Origin of the sequence: Octadecabacter antarcticus 307 (assembly GCF_000155675.2) — a bacterium.
Taxonomy (GTDB): Bacteria; Pseudomonadota; Alphaproteobacteria; order Rhodobacterales; family Rhodobacteraceae; genus Octadecabacter; species Octadecabacter antarcticus.
On the sequence record NC_020911.1, the window covers coordinates 1067415 to 1083856 of the forward strand.

The following is a 16442-nucleotide window of genomic DNA, read 5'->3' on the forward strand; positions in this document are numbered from 1 at the left end:
TAAATCAAAGACCGGGGTGACGGTTTACGTCTTTATACAGCAGGTAGCGGAACTGACCCGGACCACCCGTGTAACAGGCCTGCGGGCAGAACGCGCGCAGCCACATGAAATCGCCTGCTTCAACTTCGACCCAATCGTTATTGAGGTTATAGACCGCTTTGCCTTCAAGCACATAGAGCCCGTGTTCCATGACGTGGGTTTCTAAGAACGGGATTAGACCGCCCGGTTGGAACGTCACGATTGTCACGGCCATGTCGTGGCGCATATCGTCTGAATCCACGAAACGTGAAGTGCCCCATGCACGTTCGGTGCCGGGCATGTAGTCGGGTTCAACGTCGGCGTCATTGGTGACCAGAACGGGTGGCGCTTCGATGCCGTCAACCCATTCATAAGCCTTGCGAATCCAGTGGAAACGGCAGGCCGCGTCTGTGTCGTTTAGAAACGTCCAATGCGTATCGACAGGGATGTAGGCGTAGCTGCCTGTTGTTAACCTGTGCGTTTTGCCGTCGATGGTCAGCGTTGCGCCGCCTTCAACGACGAAGATCACCGTCTGCGCCTCAGCGTCGGTGTCGGGTTTTTGCGACCCCCCACCAGCGCTGACTTCAACGATGTATTGGCTGAACGTTTCGGCAAAGCCCGACAGTGGCCGCGCGAGGACCCATGCGCGGGTTTTATCCCAAAACGGTAGGTTGCTTGTCACGATATCGCGCATTGTCCCTTTGGGGATGACGGCGTAGGCCTCAGTGAAAATGGCGCGGTCCGTGAGGAGCTGCGTTTGCGGTGGGTGGCCACCGTGCGGGGCGTAATATGTGGGCTTTTTCATAGACCTTAGATAAGCCGCCACAGGCAACGGCCTAGTCCCCAACACGCCACAACACTCGCTTGAAAAGATTGATAATCAAAAAAAAGCCAGGGTTCCAGTGCAACGCATGTTGTATTGGGCTGATCTAGGGTGGGCAAATGGCCTGCCTCGGGGATGACCGTGAGCGTCGCCTGGCCACGCAACGACGAAAGAGGTCGCGACATATACAAAGAATGCCCGACGCTACAGGCTGGCTGATAGCGGCCTTGCGAGAACGAAAAGCACACAAGGATCGACCAACTAGCCCAAAATGTCCCGTAACATACTGAAATGAAGGATTTAAGAAGTACCAATGGCAGTCCCTAGGGCTGCCATATCTATGATGCAGTCTGTTGTTGATGTGAATAATGTATGCATAATATCAATATCTTACGCCTAATAGAAGTTGCAGCCCGTTGTAGTAGCTGGTAGCGAAGTGCATATTTTATGGTGGTAGGGATGGTGGGATATGCCTAAGCAAGCGAAAGAACTTTCTGCCATTGAGGTCCGGCAGATGGTGCAGCCTGGACTGCATGCGGTCGGAGGTGTGACTGGGCTTTATTTAACCGTTGCACAAACAAGAGCAAGATCATGGATCCTTCGCGTTAAGATTGGGAACAAGCGACGAGAGATGGGTCTTGGTGGGTTTCCCGATGTCACGCTTGCGGACGCTCGAGCAAAGGCACGTATCCTTCGGCAGCAAATCAGCGAAGGTATCGATCCTGTTGAACAAAAGGCTGAGGCCCGCATAGCGCTTAAGCGTGAGCAGGACGCACTTACCTTCAAGGAAGCTGTTGAGCTTTTCTGGGCTTTGTTGCACAAATCGCCCTTATGGCGTGCTTCCCCTGACCCCTGACGGATTCAGCCTACAGTAACGGTGTTTGGGATGCCAAGGGCGGTGAAGCCGTTGAGTATCGCGGCACGGATTTGGACTTCCGCAACTTGCCGGTCAAAGTCTCGTGCGGCCAGGCGCTGCCCGAGTAGTTTCAAACAATGCATCTTTGTCTCAACACGACTCCTGCGGTGGTATCCGCTCAAGCGACGCCATTGAGCGCGGCCGAGATCCTTTGAGGACTGTACCGCTTCGTTTCGGGCTCTGGCCCCCAGCGTATCCGGCTTCCATAGCTTGGCATTCTTGCGTGGCGGGATGACAGCACGGGCATTGCGGGCCGCAATCGCATCATGGCATTTGCGGGTGTCATATGCCCCATCTGCTGTGACACTGCCAATCTTCTGATCTGGTGTGATCTGACCGAGAAGGTTGGGCAACATGGGTGGGTCTCCAATGCTGCTACTCGTCACTTCGACCGCGCGTATCTCCAACGTTTCTTCATCAATCCCTATATGTATCTTGCGCCACACCCGACGTTTCGGCCCGCCATGCTTGCGAGCGTTCCACTCACCTTCGCCCTCAACTTTGATGCCGGTACTGTCGATAAGGAGGTTTAGCGGGCCCTTTGAGCCCTGATACGGGATGGTAACCGATAGCCTTTTCTGACGCCGACATAACGTGCTGAAGTCTGGGACCTCCCAGTCAAGGTCGATCAATTTCAACAGGCTTTCCACAAAGCCCGTCGCCTGCCTCAAAGGCATTCCGAACAGCACTTTCAACGTGAGACAGGCTTGGATCGCCGCATCGCTATAGCGTGGCTGGCGGCCCCGTTTGCCCCCCTCTCATGGTTTGCAAACAAACCACTGCCGGGCAACGGTAGGCGCAGCTTTCCAAGTGACCTCTGGGTTAAACCAAATGGTCAGTGACCCGCGTCGCTTCAGGGCCTTGTTATACTCAGGCCAGTTCCTCGTGCGGTAAATCGGGGCGATAGGTTTACTCATGACGCCAGCTACCATGCTGGATTTACAACATGAATCCCTGATACGAGACTATTTGTGCAACAAAGCCTGTCCAGGCTATCACCTTCATTCATTTGCCTCGTCGTTGACACTCGGACATATGCGACAAGGTTTCCTCGTAAGCGCGCGGCGGACGATTTCAGCTTTTGTGTATACTGCAATTGAGACGTCCCTGTTCTTCTTATGGGGTTAACCTGTTATTGAATACAATGGGTTAACGTGTGTGTGGGGGTGAACATGTGCCTTGCGCCTACACTTCTCCAGATCACCAAAGGCTAAGATCTGGAGATGATTGGAATTGAGAGCCGTGTTTGCCCTTGCGGAGGCACAGCAGACGAATGCCGCGAGGTCGCCCACCAGTAATGCACCGGTGGGCGCCTATGACGTTGGAGCACGATTTACTTAATTGCAGCCCGATCGAAGTTGGATTTATTACATTTGATTTTGCGTAGCTTAGCCTCAAGCCGCCGCCTCAATAATTCCATACTTCTTGTTGTCTTTGCGTGACGCTCAGCTTGGTTCAGTGTGACTACATGATCTGGCGAAAGGTCGCACAATTCACTAAAATAATCACCGTAAAACTTAAAGAAGTTAGCTAAAAGCTCAACATTGAACTTGTCACCTTCCCAATCATTATCAGGTGCAACGAAATCGAGAAAGCTTTCGCGATCGTCAAAACTGAAAAGGCCATAGTTTTCGCCGCCCATGGCAAAGCAGTCCAGTTCATCCTCGAACGCAGGTTGGGATAGGTAATCGCGAAATGTTGCCTTAACCAGTTTTTTTGGGTTACTAGTGGTCATGATGTCACTCCATTGAGTTTGACGTTACAATTTGTGAGGCGGTCTCGCGTCCAAACTTGGCCGCCTCACGATTTTGGGCTTAACTGCCCGTTACTTTCCACTCTGGGAAAGACCTTCGGACCTTTTTGTTTAGTTGATCCAATATCTTGTTGAGCTTTACTGCGTCTTTCATTGCTGTTGCGCGATCTGTTGTATCAGAACTTTCAAGTTCCCTTAGGCGGGCTTCTAATTCCTGACGCTTGTAGCTGTTGACTATGCCAGAGAGTTCCAATGCGGCATCAAGCAAGCAGTCGACGATTACCTCTGCTCGTCCAATTGCGCCTTCGGCGCCAAGATAAGGATTGTCGACCCCGTCAGTGACGCCATCCAACGCACATTCTTCCGGACCACGCTCGTCAAAGAAAGTGGGAGGTTGAATGCCGGCCACCAGAAGTGGGATCTCAATATCAGAAAAGCCACCCTCTTCATTTGCAAGGTCACTGAAAGTTCTTTTGAGATAAGGATACGTGCTGTCTCGCAGAATATGGCGCATTTTCTCACGCTGTTCTCGGTCGCGTTCCCGTTGTAGCCGTTTGCGCTCTACTGCAGTTTTTACCATTTCCTAACCCCCTTGTGACTGTGACTGTGACATACATAAAGTCACAAATATTAGATGATGTCAAACTGAATTTTGATATGGGCAAGAATTTGATATCTGAATCAGGGGTGCCATCCACCGCAACTCAAGGACGACGCAAAGTATGTGCCTAGCCCTGGGCACAGATTGGAGACGTGTTCCTCACTCGGTCTGCCGAAAGACTTCATCTCTGACGGGCCGATACAGACCGTCCCAAGTTTGTCCGCAGCCTTGCCCCCCTAACGGTTGGCCACTGCCGACAATAGCGCCTGTTGCGCCTTGTCAGGCTAGAGAACTGTCGCTCAAGAACCTCAGGGTTCACCAATTAGACGGCACTGCGTTTGCCGGCTGAAATCATACGTAACACACGGCTGCGGTTGGGGTGACAACCCACCGACACCCAAGCGAAACCCATCATAATGTCGCTATAAATACTCTTGTAAACACAACGTCAGCATAAGGAGTAACAAGATCATGGCAAACAAACTCGGCCCACACGCAGCTTCCGGCCTCGCGGTCTATATCGACCGGCGCATTCTCGAGCTGCGCTATAAAAAGACGCAAAGAGAGATCGCGACCGCCGCGGGTTTCACAAATCCAAATATGCTAACAATGCTTAAGCAAGGCCACAGCAAGCTTCCAATTGACCGTGTAGCAACGCTTGCCGCCGCGTTAGAAGTTGATTCAAAATATATGCTCCGGCTGGCGCTGGCCCAGCACGGAAACGAGACGATGCTTCGTGTTTATGACGAGGTGCTTGGCACCGTGGTTTCACAACATGAGGTCGGTTGGCTTACATTGTTGCGAGAGGCGTCCGACAACAGCGACCCAGCGGTTACAACGCGTGCGCGCTCAACCATTCTATCGATATTTGGGAAATAGGATCTGACAATGCAAAGAAATACAAAACCCACCATGCACAAATTAAGTGACAACGAGGTCGCCTGGATCGAGTTTCTGCGCTTGCTCAGCTATGATCAGGTGCCAACTCCGACATTGGCAGCCATTCAGGCATTGCGACTGACACTGACAGGGCGGGAACTAAAGATCTGCAGTCGTGATTGCGCAGGAGGGTAGCCGTATCGTTGGCTTGAACCCAAAGTGTCAAATGCTGCAAGCAGCACAGGCAATGACGACGTCGGAACGGTCGGACCGGTCGGAACGATGGCTGATATCTTGATGTTTTTCTTGTTGCTCCGACTGTTCCAACGTCTCCGACCACTTTTGCAATTCGGACAGTTTAAGTGCGTATGCTCTCGAACCACCGGTGAGGAATGCACGAGGCAGCTTATGCCGCAGGTTCTTCCTGTCACCAACCGTCAAGAAGCCGTCTGCTTTCAGCTTTCGCGCTAAAGCTACGCTCATCCAGTGAGGCGCTAGTCCAAGCTTGTCCGCAGCAAAGATCAATAGGGTGGCTGTCACAGCGATGGTTACTGTCGTCGGGTTCCTTTATCGAACACTAGAAGACAGTTTATATCGATTTTTCGCACGCTACGGCTCACAGCGAAATTGCCGCATTGAGGGATCGAATGATTTGCACGCTAAGTGGAGGAAATATGGGGAAACGTCGGTGCTGACAGTAAAGCCGGGAGGTTACCAAAGGTGAATTCGCCAATTAATACTAACATTGTTTCTCACATTGTCGCGGCCTACGCCTCCGGCGATTTGGCTAAGGGCGATCGCTATTTTGAGGCTATGGGCGGTGACAAGTTTGCGTTTCAGCACGGGTTTGATGCTTTAGGTGAAATCCTGTCGGCCATGCCTGATGACCATTGGCGTGATCAAGAGGCTGCTTTTTGCGGGCTGGTTTTATATCTTTGCAAATTTGGGCAAGCGGCACGGGCGCATGCTCATGTGAATGATCATAAGCTGGCTTTTGAGAAGACAGTGCGCTTTACCACTGTGGAATTGTTAGTGAGCATTCATCTTGGTGATCCGATTGGTGCCAAGGATCTTGATCGTTGGACAATCTTTGAAAGGCAACTTCCAATTTCTGATCCGCTGACCTCTGGATTATACTGTAATTCAATGCTGGTCATCCTTGTGCGTGCTGGCCGCCTAAAAGAGGCGCGTTCGTTCGGATTGCGTGCTATTGCTTCTTACCGTGCAGCGGACCATTCACACTTGGAACATTTTATCCATCTGCATCTTGCTGATCTCTCGGTCATGGAAGGTTACCTCCGAGAGGGGCGAAAACATTTGACGGCTGCAAAGACATGCCTGAATAAATGGGACATGGTCTATGGAAACGAGGCCGATCTTAGCGAGATTATTGACCTGCTCTTAGACTATGAAACTGGTAGCCATGCGCATATTCCTGCGCGCTCTGAGGCTCTGCGGGAGTCTTTAGTTTCAGGAGATAGTTGGCCAGAAATTTTCAATCAGTTAGGGCGTATTTCGGTTCTGTCGATCTACTTTACTGAAGGGCGTGACGCCGCTTTATCTGAGCTCGCGGCCTATCAAATTGGATATACGCAGCGACACGGTCGCCACTCTACTGTGCTGGGTTTGCTCGAGTTTGAAGTCGACCGGCTGGACCATAGTTTGGGTGGTTCTGAACAGGAGCTTGCCCAGTTGGATCACCAAAACCTTAAAGGCCCAACCGGATCAGTTTTGCTAAGTGCGATCGTGTCTGCGCTTGGGGTGAGCGACCTTTCTGTTACGAAAGTTGCGGGGCCGAGGGCTGAAATTAATAAGATTTTGCAAGAGGCTGAGCGTCAGCCAGGACATTTGCGGCAACGTTTGGTTCAGCGGGCTTTCTACATCGCGGTTCGTGAAGGCAATGCCGCGCCATTTCTTGAACACAGAGGTGCTTTGTCTGGCCTCGAAAAGCGTTTGACGTCAAGTCGGTTCTGGCGCGGCCATATGCAACTTTCACGGATGACCCGCAAGGTTTTGCATCTGGTTGAACAAAGCTATTGGGTGCCCCCTGCGATGAGAGATCTTGGGATGAATCGTCGGCAATTGCGGATCATGACAGCGTTGCGATCAGGTGCAACAAACAAAGAAATCGCACGTTCATTGGGGCTGACTGAGGCGGGTGTGAAGTATCACCTATCGAAATTATTTCAGATGACTGGAGCACGCCGACGAGGACAACTTATTGAATTAAATAGCAATAATTAAATTTATTTAAAAAACTATACTTATAAGATAAAAACTAGCCATTTTTTGAATCTGCTTTCTCTTAGGTCTGCGCATAGGCTGACCTTAAGGGGATTTGTCGATCATGCTGCTTTATCTAATTCGCCGCGCTGCCTCGTTATTCTTAGTTTTACTGGGCTTGGCGATTTTGATATTTATTATCGCACGGATTGTGCCGGGAGATCCTGCGCGGATCGCCTTGGGGCCGATGGCTACGCCTGAACAGGTAACAGAACTGCGGTTTGAGATGGGTCTTGATCAGCCATTCGTCTTTCAACTCGGCACTTATCTGTCTGGGCTATTGCAGGGCGATTTGGGGAAATCCCTATTAACTTCGCGTCCCGTCATGGACGATATCCTCGCAGCGCTCCCTGCAACCTTAGAATTGGTTCTTTTTACGGTAATCTTACAGATTATCATATCCATTCCGCTTGGTATATTGGCGGCGGTGTATCGGAACACTTGGGGCGATAATTTCATTAGAGTCATTTCCCTTATCGGAGTTGTGACACCTGGTTTTGTTCTGGCGATCCTTCTCCAGCTAAGTGCAGCTAAATATTTCGGATTCTTTCCGATCACTGGCCGTCTCGACCCATCCATTGCGTTTGATGCAGATATCACAGGACTACTTCTGGTCGATGGTTTGTTCAAAGGACGCTGGGATGTGGTCGGTGATGCTTTGCGTCACCTATTTTTGCCATCAATAGCGCTTGCTGCTGGCGGTATTGGTCAAGTTGTCCGCATTACTCGTTCTGCGATGATCGAGGTCGCAAGTCGTGACTTCATCGAAGCCTCCCGCGCCTATGGTATTCCTGAGCGAGTGGTGCGGTTTCGTTATATGTTGCGGGTTGCATCCGTTGCCCCTCTTACCATTCTAGGATTGGAGTTTGCGTCCCTTATTGGCAACGCCTTTATCGTAGAATTTGTGTTTTCGTGGCCTGGCATCGCCAGCTACGGAGTGCGGACCATACTGCAAAAGGACCTCAATGCCGTCATCGGGGTCGTCCTTGTATCCGGATTGTTCTTTGTGGTTGCTAATCTGGTTATTGACATTGTCCTCGGCGTGTTGGACCCGCGCCACCGGCTACGTGAGGGCAGAAGCAAATGATGCTACTTGAATCAAACGTCCAACGCACCCTAACAGCGCGACAAATGGCGATGTATCGGTTCAGCCGCAATCCGGCCGCTTTAGTAGGTGCCGTAATTGTCTTCAGCGTATTCATTGCTGCCATTTTTGCACCTCTGCTTGCACCGCATCCTGACAGCGCAGGATCATTTGTAGATTTTCGAAACCGTCACATGGCGCCATCGTGGGATCATTTCATGGGCACTGATAATGTTGGGCGGGATGTGCTTAGTCGAGTGCTTTATGGATACCGAGTGTCGCTGGGCCTCGTCATAGGAGTTCTCGGTGTTGCGGTCCCGTTCGGCGTCGTGCTTGGATTGATGGCCGGCTACTTTGGGGGCTGGGTCGAGACAATCATTATGCGGTTTACCGATATAATGCTGGCCTTGCCTCCACTTGCTATGGCGCTGGCTATCACTGCGGTGCTCTCACCGAACCTTGTCAATGCGATGATCGCGATCACGCTACTTTGGTGGACGTGGCACACTCGGCTGATCTACCGTATCGTAAAGGCGCAGATGAACGAGGACTACGTCGAAGCGGCAAAGATTGCTGGCGCCTCGCATTTTCACATTCTATTTCGGGAACTTTTGCCGAACTGTATTTCGGCGATTGCGGTGAAAATCTCTCTCGATGCGGGCTTTGTGATCCTGTTTGGGGCGTCGCTTTCGTTCCTTGGGCTCGGCATCCAACCCCCTACGCCAGACCTTGGAACAATGGTCGCAACAGGTGCTGAATATATGCCGGAGATGTGGTGGCAGGCCGTGATGCCGGGATTTGCAATCTTGTATGCAATACTTGGCTTCAACCTGCTCGGCGACGGGTTGCGTGACATGCTGGATGTCGAATTATGATTAAGCCCCCCCTCCTTGAAATCGACAATCTGACAATTGGTTTTCAGGCTTATGGTCAGTATCGCAGGGTGTTGCATAATGTATCTTTGACAGTCGGAGTTGGTGAGCGTGTGTCGCTGATCGGGCAGTCGGGTTCCGGCAAGACAGTAACCATGCGAACGATCATTGGCACGCTCCCGATGCCACCTGGCGTCGTTGAGGCCGGAGCAATTCGGTATGATGGTCGCTCGCTGTTAGACCTGAATAGGATAGAACGTAATAAGCTCAAGGGAACTGGGATCTCGATTGTCCTGCAAGACCCTATGCTTTCGTTCAACCCGGTGCTGACAATTGGACGTCAAATGGATGACATCGTGCGCTATGCTGACGCCCGACTTGGTAAGCGTCGCACCGCCGTAAAAAGACGCGACCATATCGTCGAAACACTTGGCAAAGTGCAACTCTCAGAAGGGGCGCGTATTCTCGATAGCTATCCGATCATGCTGTCGGGGGGAATGCGCCAGCGCGTGCTTATCGGCATGGCCCTGCTGAATAAGCCGCGTTTGTTGATTGCGGACGAGCCGGGAACGGCGCTGGATGTGACGACACAGGACGAAATTCTGGACCTGCTGAACCATCTAGTTGCAAAGGAAGGGCTGTCGCTGCTGCTGATTACGCACAATTTGGGGGTAGTGCGTGAAATGGCGGACCGCGTATATGTGATGGACCAAGGCCGTATCGTTGAAACAGGCTCCCGCGATGCGATTTTTAGTGCCCCGAAACACGATTATACCAAGCGCCTGATGGCAGCCGTCCCGCCGCTTTACGGGCCTGGTGTCGTGACGATGACCAACGAGCGCAAAGGCTCCGACGCTGCAATTTCGATTGAGGCCGTCTCGAAGGATTTCCTCGTGAGCAAAGGATTTTTCAATCAAACTAAAACAGCTCATCGAGCAGTCGATAACATCACGATTAACGTGCAGCCAGGCGATATCTTTGGTCTCGCGGGCGAAAGTGGATCGGGCAAGACGACGCTGGCCAAGATGACCCTTGGTCTGATCGATCCAACTGCAGGGCGTATATTCGTTAATGGGCAGGACGTGGCGCGGATCGGCAGAACATCCGAGTTTCGCAAGCTTATCCAGATTGTGTATCAGAACCCCGGATCGTCGCTGAACCCGCGTCGCACAATCACTGATCAGATCGCCGTGCCGCTGAAATTCACCGGTCACAAGGCAAATAGGATCAAAAGCCGTGTATGCGAGTTGCTGGAAATGGTCGATCTACCAGCTGACATGGCGAATATGTATCCGCACGAATTATCTGGCGGCCAAAAACAGCGCGTCGCCATAGCTCGTGCGCTTTCGGTCAATCCGAGCATTCTAGTGTTAGACGAGCCAACTTCGGCGCTTGATGTCTTGGTCCAATCTACCGTGATTGAGCTGCTGCACCGTCTGCGCATCGAATTTGACCTCACTTATCTGTTCATCAGCCATGACCTCTCGCTAATGCGAAATTTCTGTAATCGCGTTGGCGTTATGCTGCGTGGTCAGATCGTGGAGGAAGGGTCTGTAGAACAGGTGTTCAGCAGCCCGAACCACGCCTATACACGTGCGCTTTTATCCGCGATTCCAGTCACAACCGATGCTGCGGATGCGCTTAAACCCAGAGTTAGCAAAGAAGAGCGTGCGGCGGTGCTCAATCCGTCGACCGCAATTGGAGGATAGCGAATGATACGAATTGGCGTTGATGTCGGCGGCACAAATACCGACGCGGTGGTGATGGACGGAGATAAGATCTTGGCGGGAGTTAAGTCACCCACAACGGAAGACGTTATGGGTGGCGTAGCCGACAGTATCACAAAGGTGCTCGATCAATCGGGTGTGCCTGCAGGCCGCGTATCAGCAGTGATGATCGGCACCACCCATTTTGTAAATGCGGTGGTCGAGCGTCAGCATATGGTGCGGACGGCGGCGGTGCGTTTGTGCCTTCCGGCTGCTCAATGCCTTCCTCCTATGGTTGATTGGCCGGATGACATGCGCGAAGCTGTTGGTGGCCAATATTGGATGGCCAAGGGTGGACACGAATTTGACGGACGCGAGATCAGTCCACTTGATATGACAGAACTGGATGATATTGCCGCTGAAATTGGTGCCGCTGGTATCAATACAATTGCAATATCGTCCATCTTTTCGCCAGTCAGCGACACAATGGAACGCCGCGCCATGGAGCGGTTGAAGGAACGTTTACCAGACGCAAATTTTACACTTTCATCCGAGATTGGGCGACTGGGTATTCTTGAGCGTGAAAACGCGGCGATCATGAATGCCTCATTGCGAGCGTTATCGCGCAAAACTGTCGAGGCCTTTACCACTGCATTGCAACTCGTTGGTCTGACCTGTCCGTATTACATAACGCAGAACGATGGCACGCTGATGAACCGAGATTTCGTGCAGGCCTATCCGGTGCTTACATTTGCCAGCGGACCGACCAACTCTATGCGAGGCGCGTCTTTCTTATCTGGAGAATCAGATGCGATTGTTGTGGATATTGGTGGGACTACCACGGATGTTGGGGCCTTGGTTAAGGGGTTTCCGCGTCAGGCCAGCACGACAGTCGATGTCGGCGGTGTGCGCACGAACTTTCGGATGCCTGATGTTTACTCAATAGCCCTTGGTGGTGGAACAATTGTCGCTGCCGGAGGCGATGCGATAACGGTCGGACCGCGGTCCGTAGGTTATCGCATCTTGCAGGAGGCGCTTGTATTCGGCGGTAAAACCTTAACCGCGACGGATGTGGTCGCGGGTCTTGGGTTGGCGGATGTCGGGGATGCCGCCTTGGTTGGTGTCGTCGACGATGATCGACTGCAGAAAGCCAAAGAGAAGATCGATGAAATGGTGTCGAACGCCGTGGAACGGATGCGAGTTTCACCGGATCCCATCCCTATATTAGCAGTGGGCGGTGGGTCGATCCTAATGCCTGACATTATGAGTGGCCTGAAAGTCATTCGTCCCAATCACTATTCGGTGGCGAATGCGGTTGGCGCGGCGATCGGGCAGATTTCTGGCGAAGTTGACCGGATTTTCTCGCTCGCTTCCATAAGCCGCGAGGCTGCACTGGCAGAAGCCCGCAAGGAAGCTACTGGTAAAGCTATTGCCGCAGGTGCGAACCCTGACAGTATTGAATTACTGGATCAAGAAGATGTGCCGCTTGCCTATTTGCCCGGTGATGCAACACGCATCCGCCTCAAAGTCGTGGGGTCTTTGAATGGCTGATACTATGCGTGAAGTCACACTCGACGATCTCGATGCGCTCGAAGTGGGGGCCGCAATTCTTGGCACCGGTGGTGGGGGAAATCCTTATATCGGAAAGCTGCGTGTGCGTGAAGAACTGCGCAAAGGTCGCAAGATTCCCGTGATCCCACTGGATGAGTTGCCTGATAATGCCCTTGTTGTGTCGTTGGGAGGCATTGGCGCACCGGTTGTCGGTGTCGAGAAAATCGAAGAAGGCGAAGAATGTCTACGCGCGCTGCGTGCCGTGGAGCAAGAAGTTGGGCGTAAAGTTGATGCGCTGATCTCAGCAGAAATCGGGGGTGCCAACGCGATGGAACCTATGTTGACGGCGGCGCAAGCTGGTCTTCCAATCGTTGATGGTGACGGTATGGGCCGCGCCTTTCCCGAAATGCAGATGATTACTTGGTCAATCTATGGGCAGCGTTCAGCACCGGCTGCTATGGCAGATGAAAAGGGAAATGTCGTCGTTTTTCGTGAAACGCAGAGTGACAAATGGCTGGAAGATCTTGCACGAGCGACCGTCGTGGCAATGGGTGCGGCTGCTGGTCTGGCACAGGCCCCAATGCGTGGTGAATTTGTTAAACGTGCAGCGATCCCAAACACCGTCACGCAAGCTCGCAATCTTGGACGTGCGGTGCTTGATGCCAATCGCGAACACCGCGATCCAGTTCAAGCAGTCATCGATCACGAGGGTGGAAGGCTTCTAATGACTGCCAAGATTTCCGATCTTCAACGCCACCTGAAAGGCGGTTTTGCTGTGGGGCATCTGTCTTTGGACGGCTATGGCAATTTCCAAGGAGATACTGGGCGGATCAACCTCCAGAACGAATTTCTTATTTTTGTGCGCAACGACACCGTTGAGGTCTGTGTTCCTGATCTGATTGTTGTGCTTGATGCAGACACTGGTCACCCGATTACGACTGAAATGCTACGCTATGGCCAGCGGATTGCTGTGCTGGGTCTGCCTTGTCACGGCCTCCTTCGGACACCTGAGGCGCTAGCGGTCGTAGGACCTGCAGCATTTGGCTACCCCGACGTGACCTTCGTGCCAATGCAAAGTCGAGGAGGCATACGATGAAACCGCTCAAGATCATCACTCAAAATGACATGGGCCATATTGCTTTAGGTGGGGCTTTTCTGGGCACCGGTGGGGGTGGTGATCCTTATATTGGCAAACTGATGGCTGAGCAGGCGATTGCTGCCAGCGGCCCAGTAAAGGTGATTGACGTGGACGATCTGGCTGACGACGCGCTCGTCGTGCCAGTCGCTATGATGGGCGCGCCAACAGTAATGCTTGAAAAACTGCCACGTGGTGATGAGGCTCTTGCTGCGCTGCGTGCGCTCGAAGCCTTGATAGGTCGTAAGGCCGATGCGGTTTTTTGCATTGAGGCGGGAGGGCTAAACTCAACTATTCCCATTGCGGTTGCTGCGACGGCGGGCCTACCCATCGTCGATGCAGACGGAATGGGCCGCGCGTTTCCAGAGCTGCAAATGGTTTCGATGACTATGGCCGGAGTGTCCGCTTGTCCAATGACTATGGCTGACGAGAAAGGTAATGCGATAACGCTCAACACAGTGGATAATCTGTCGACGGAGAAGTTTGCACGGTCAATTACTGTTGAAATGGGTGGGGCTGGTCTGATAGCAATCTATCCGATGACGGGTGCGCAAGCCAAGAAGGCGGCGCTTCGAGGGTCGATGAGTTTGATCCACAATGTTGGCCGTATCATCCAAGAGGAGCAGGCGGCTAATCGCAACTGCGCGGACCGCCTCGCGAAAGATTTGAACGGCTTCCGGCTTTTTGAGGGGCGGGTGATGGACGTCAACCGTCGAACGACGGGGGGCTTTGCGCGTGGAACAGCGATAATCGAAGGGCTTGATGGTTTCGCGGGCCGTAAGATTCAACTGCATTTCCAAAATGAGTTTCTTGTGGCCCAAACCGACGCAGGCGAGCCACTGGCAATGACTCCTGATCTTATTTGTCTACTCGATCTTGAAACCGGCGTGCCAATCACGACCGAGACGATGGGATACGGCTTTCGCGTAATCGTCTTTGGGTTGCCCTGTGATCCAGTGTGGCGTTCAGAACATGGCCTCCAACTCGTGGGGCCAAGCTATTTTGGCTACGAGCATAACTACGTTCCAATAGAAGACCTCAAAAGGTCCGCCCCCTAAAAACTCAACAAGGAGAGAAGTAATGAAAACTATTCGTTCCCTATTGCTGGTGGCTACCGCAACCAGTGCGCTCATGTGCGCGGCACCAGCTGTCGCCGATAACATCGTGACGGTTAACACTGTCCAGATTTTTGGCACGATCGACCCGGCCAAAATCAACGACTATACGGAATACATGGCTGGCGTGAACATGTATGAAGCCCTTACCACATTGGACGGCGACGGAAATATCCAGCCACTCCTTGCGGAAAGCTGGACCGTTTCTGAGGATACTCTGACGTGGACTTTTACCCTTAAAGAAGGCGCGTTGTTCCAAGATGGAACTCCAGTTGAGGCCAAAGACGTCGTCTGGTCCATTGGGCGCCTACTCGCGATCAACGAAGGTCCATCTTATCTGTTCAGCCCGGTGATGTCAGAAGGGGCGATCACTGAGATCGACAATCGCACGGTGCAGATCGTGTTGGACGAGGTTTACACGCCGTTCCTGACGACAACACCAATTCTGTTCGTAGTAAACTCTGATTTGGCGTCTGAGAATGCTACTGAGGACGACATTTGGGCAGAAGATTATCTGGCAAATAATTCTGCAGGTGCGGGCGCCTTTACGCTTACCAACTGGGACCGTGGCGCAACCATGACCATGAAGCGGTTTGTGGATTATCACCTTGGTTGGGGTGATCAGGCCATTGACGAAGTTCGGTTCATAGTCACGAGCGAAGAAGCGACAGTGAAAGCATTGGCTCAGGCGGGTGTGTTGTCCTTGTCGTCAGACGGTCAAGCTCAAGAAACCTATGCATCCATCGGCGCGCTGGATGACTACAGGATTGTAGACTATCCGACAGCGACAAATTTCTATTTTAAGCTTAATAACCAGATCGCGCCCACAGATGATATCAACATCCGGCGTGCACTTGCATTGGCGACCGACTACGACACTATCCGTGAATTCCTTTTGCCTGGTGAGCCACTCGCTGGGCCGATGCCTCCAGTTTTTGCTGATGCATTTCCTGATGACGTGATGCCAGTTGAATTTGACCTTGAAGCAGCGCGTTCATTAGTTGAGCAATCGGCATATTTTGGGCAAGGTCCGATCGATATTGAGATGATGTATGTGGCGGGGCTTGCCTTTGAGGAGGAAATCGCACTTTTGCAAAAGTCGATCCTTGATGGCATCGGTTTTAACACGATCCTTAAGCCTGAGCCGTGGAACCGCATGACGGAGCTTGCCGCTAACGTAGAGACCACCCCGCATATGACGCAGGTGTTCTACGGTGCGACTTACCCCTCTCCTGATAGTTACTTTTTCAACCAATTTCACTCGGATGCGGCTGGCACCTGGCAATCCATGGATTGGTTGTTGAACGACGAAGTAGACGCTATGATTGACGAAGCACGCTCGACAGTGGACGTGGTCGCTCAGAATGCGATCTACTCCAATTTGCAGCGCAAACTTGTAGACGAACAAGTCTCGGTATTTGTGCTGACTCAGCGATCTCAGCAGGCTCAACATCGTTGCCTTGACGGATTCACCTGGGTTCCAATGCAAAGCTTCGAGTTTAACTTCCACACCATGAAATGGATATGTGAGTAACATTGCACTTAAAAACCAGACGACGCTGAAGTATTTTGGCGTCGTCGACTCTACGTAAGGCTTTGGTATGGGGAAGCGTTAATTTGCTAAAAGTTCGAGGGCAGCCAATGAGCGACGTCGAGCCATTAATGCCGACAAGGAATGGCTGCGTCCATGAGAGATTATGGGTAGG

At 52.2% G+C, this 16442-nt stretch carries 15 protein-coding genes and 1 pseudogene; 11 read left to right on the top strand and 5 right to left on the bottom strand.

Annotated elements, in window-relative coordinates:
- Positions 1 to 4 precede the first annotated feature (4 nt).
- Entirely contained in the window at positions 5 to 823 is an 819-nt protein-coding gene (locus tag OAN307_RS05470) for a bifunctional allantoicase/(S)-ureidoglycine aminohydrolase (protein WP_044043254.1), read from the bottom strand.
- A 487-nt stretch (positions 824 to 1310) separates the two neighbouring features.
- Between OAN307_RS05470 and OAN307_RS05475 the strand changes: the two genes are divergently transcribed.
- The gene (locus OAN307_RS05475) at positions 1311 to 1697 is read left to right on the top strand and encodes an Arm DNA-binding domain-containing protein (RefSeq protein ID WP_044043256.1); all 387 of its coding nucleotides are present in this window, start codon (positions 1311 to 1313) and stop codon (positions 1695 to 1697) included.
- A 5-nt stretch (positions 1698 to 1702) separates the two neighbouring features.
- Here the strand turns inward: OAN307_RS05475 and OAN307_RS05480 are convergent.
- The 3 genes and pseudogenes from OAN307_RS05480 to OAN307_RS05490 all read right to left on the bottom strand — a co-directional run bounded on the left by OAN307_RS05480 (position 1703) and on the right by OAN307_RS05490 (position 4090).
- A pseudogene (locus tag OAN307_RS05480) lies at positions 1703 to 2674 on the bottom strand (IS5 family transposase).
- A 416-nt stretch (positions 2675 to 3090) separates the two neighbouring features.
- A complete protein-coding gene (locus OAN307_RS05485) occupies positions 3091 to 3492 on the bottom strand; it encodes a hypothetical protein (protein WP_015498825.1) in 402 nt (133 codons plus the stop codon).
- A 79-nt stretch (positions 3493 to 3571) separates the two neighbouring features.
- Complete coding sequence (locus tag OAN307_RS05490) at positions 3572 to 4090, bottom strand: hypothetical protein (protein ID WP_015498826.1); 519 nt, start codon at positions 4088 to 4090, stop codon at positions 3572 to 3574.
- Between the two features lie 492 nt (positions 4091 to 4582).
- Between OAN307_RS05490 and OAN307_RS05495 the strand changes: the two genes are divergently transcribed.
- Both OAN307_RS05495 and OAN307_RS05500 read left to right on the top strand, forming a co-directional pair.
- A complete protein-coding gene (locus OAN307_RS05495; protein WP_015498827.1) occupies positions 4583 to 4990 on the top strand; it encodes a helix-turn-helix transcriptional regulator in 408 nt (135 codons plus the stop codon).
- A 33-nt stretch (positions 4991 to 5023) separates the two neighbouring features.
- Positions 5024 to 5185: a hypothetical protein gene (locus OAN307_RS05500; RefSeq protein ID WP_333783198.1), complete on the top strand. Its 162-nt coding sequence runs from the start codon at positions 5024 to 5026 to the stop codon at positions 5183 to 5185.
- Between the two features lie 27 nt (positions 5186 to 5212).
- On the opposite strand, the gene OAN307_RS05505 is transcribed toward OAN307_RS05500, so the two are convergent.
- Positions 5213 to 5530 carry a hypothetical protein gene (locus OAN307_RS05505; protein WP_015498829.1) on the bottom strand — a complete coding sequence of 106 codons (318 nt, stop codon included), beginning with the start codon at positions 5528 to 5530 and terminating at the stop codon, positions 5213 to 5215.
- Positions 5531 to 5710: 180 nt separating this feature from the next.
- Between OAN307_RS05505 and OAN307_RS05510 the strand changes: the two genes are divergently transcribed.
- The 8 genes from OAN307_RS05510 (at position 5711) to OAN307_RS05545 (ending at position 16270) form a co-directional block, all read left to right on the top strand.
- The gene (locus OAN307_RS05510) at positions 5711 to 7234 is read left to right on the top strand and encodes a helix-turn-helix transcriptional regulator (protein WP_144055508.1); all 1524 of its coding nucleotides are present in this window, start codon (positions 5711 to 5713) and stop codon (positions 7232 to 7234) included.
- A gap of 103 nt (positions 7235 to 7337) precedes the next feature.
- Positions 7338 to 8360 (top strand): ABC transporter permease, encoded by a 1023-nt coding sequence (locus OAN307_RS05515; protein WP_015498831.1) that lies wholly within the window; start codon positions 7338 to 7340, stop codon positions 8358 to 8360.
- Positions 8357 to 9232: an ABC transporter permease gene (locus tag OAN307_RS05520; RefSeq protein ID WP_044043259.1), complete on the top strand. Its 876-nt coding sequence runs from the start codon at positions 8357 to 8359 to the stop codon at positions 9230 to 9232. Before OAN307_RS05515 ends, OAN307_RS05520 begins: the two co-directional genes overlap by 4 nt.
- A complete protein-coding gene (locus tag OAN307_RS05525) occupies positions 9229 to 10938 on the top strand; it encodes a dipeptide ABC transporter ATP-binding protein (RefSeq protein WP_015498833.1) in 1710 nt (569 codons plus the stop codon). Before OAN307_RS05520 ends, OAN307_RS05525 begins: the two co-directional genes overlap by 4 nt.
- Before the next feature lie 3 nt (positions 10939 to 10941).
- Entirely contained in the window at positions 10942 to 12486 is a 1545-nt protein-coding gene (locus OAN307_RS05530) for a hydantoinase/oxoprolinase N-terminal domain-containing protein (protein WP_015498834.1), read from the top strand.
- On the top strand, positions 12479 to 13582 hold the full coding sequence (locus OAN307_RS05535) for a DUF917 domain-containing protein (protein ID WP_015498835.1): 1104 nt from the start codon (positions 12479 to 12481) through the stop codon (positions 13580 to 13582). The genes OAN307_RS05530 and OAN307_RS05535 overlap by 8 nt, the downstream gene beginning before the upstream one ends.
- Positions 13579 to 14679, top strand: coding sequence for a DUF917 domain-containing protein (locus OAN307_RS05540; RefSeq protein WP_015498836.1), 1101 nt, complete (start codon positions 13579 to 13581; stop codon positions 14677 to 14679). The genes OAN307_RS05535 and OAN307_RS05540 overlap by 4 nt, the downstream gene beginning before the upstream one ends.
- Before the next feature lie 22 nt (positions 14680 to 14701).
- A complete protein-coding gene (locus tag OAN307_RS05545; protein WP_015498837.1) occupies positions 14702 to 16270 on the top strand; it encodes an ABC transporter substrate-binding protein in 1569 nt (522 codons plus the stop codon).
- Positions 16271 to 16442 lie beyond the last annotated feature (172 nt).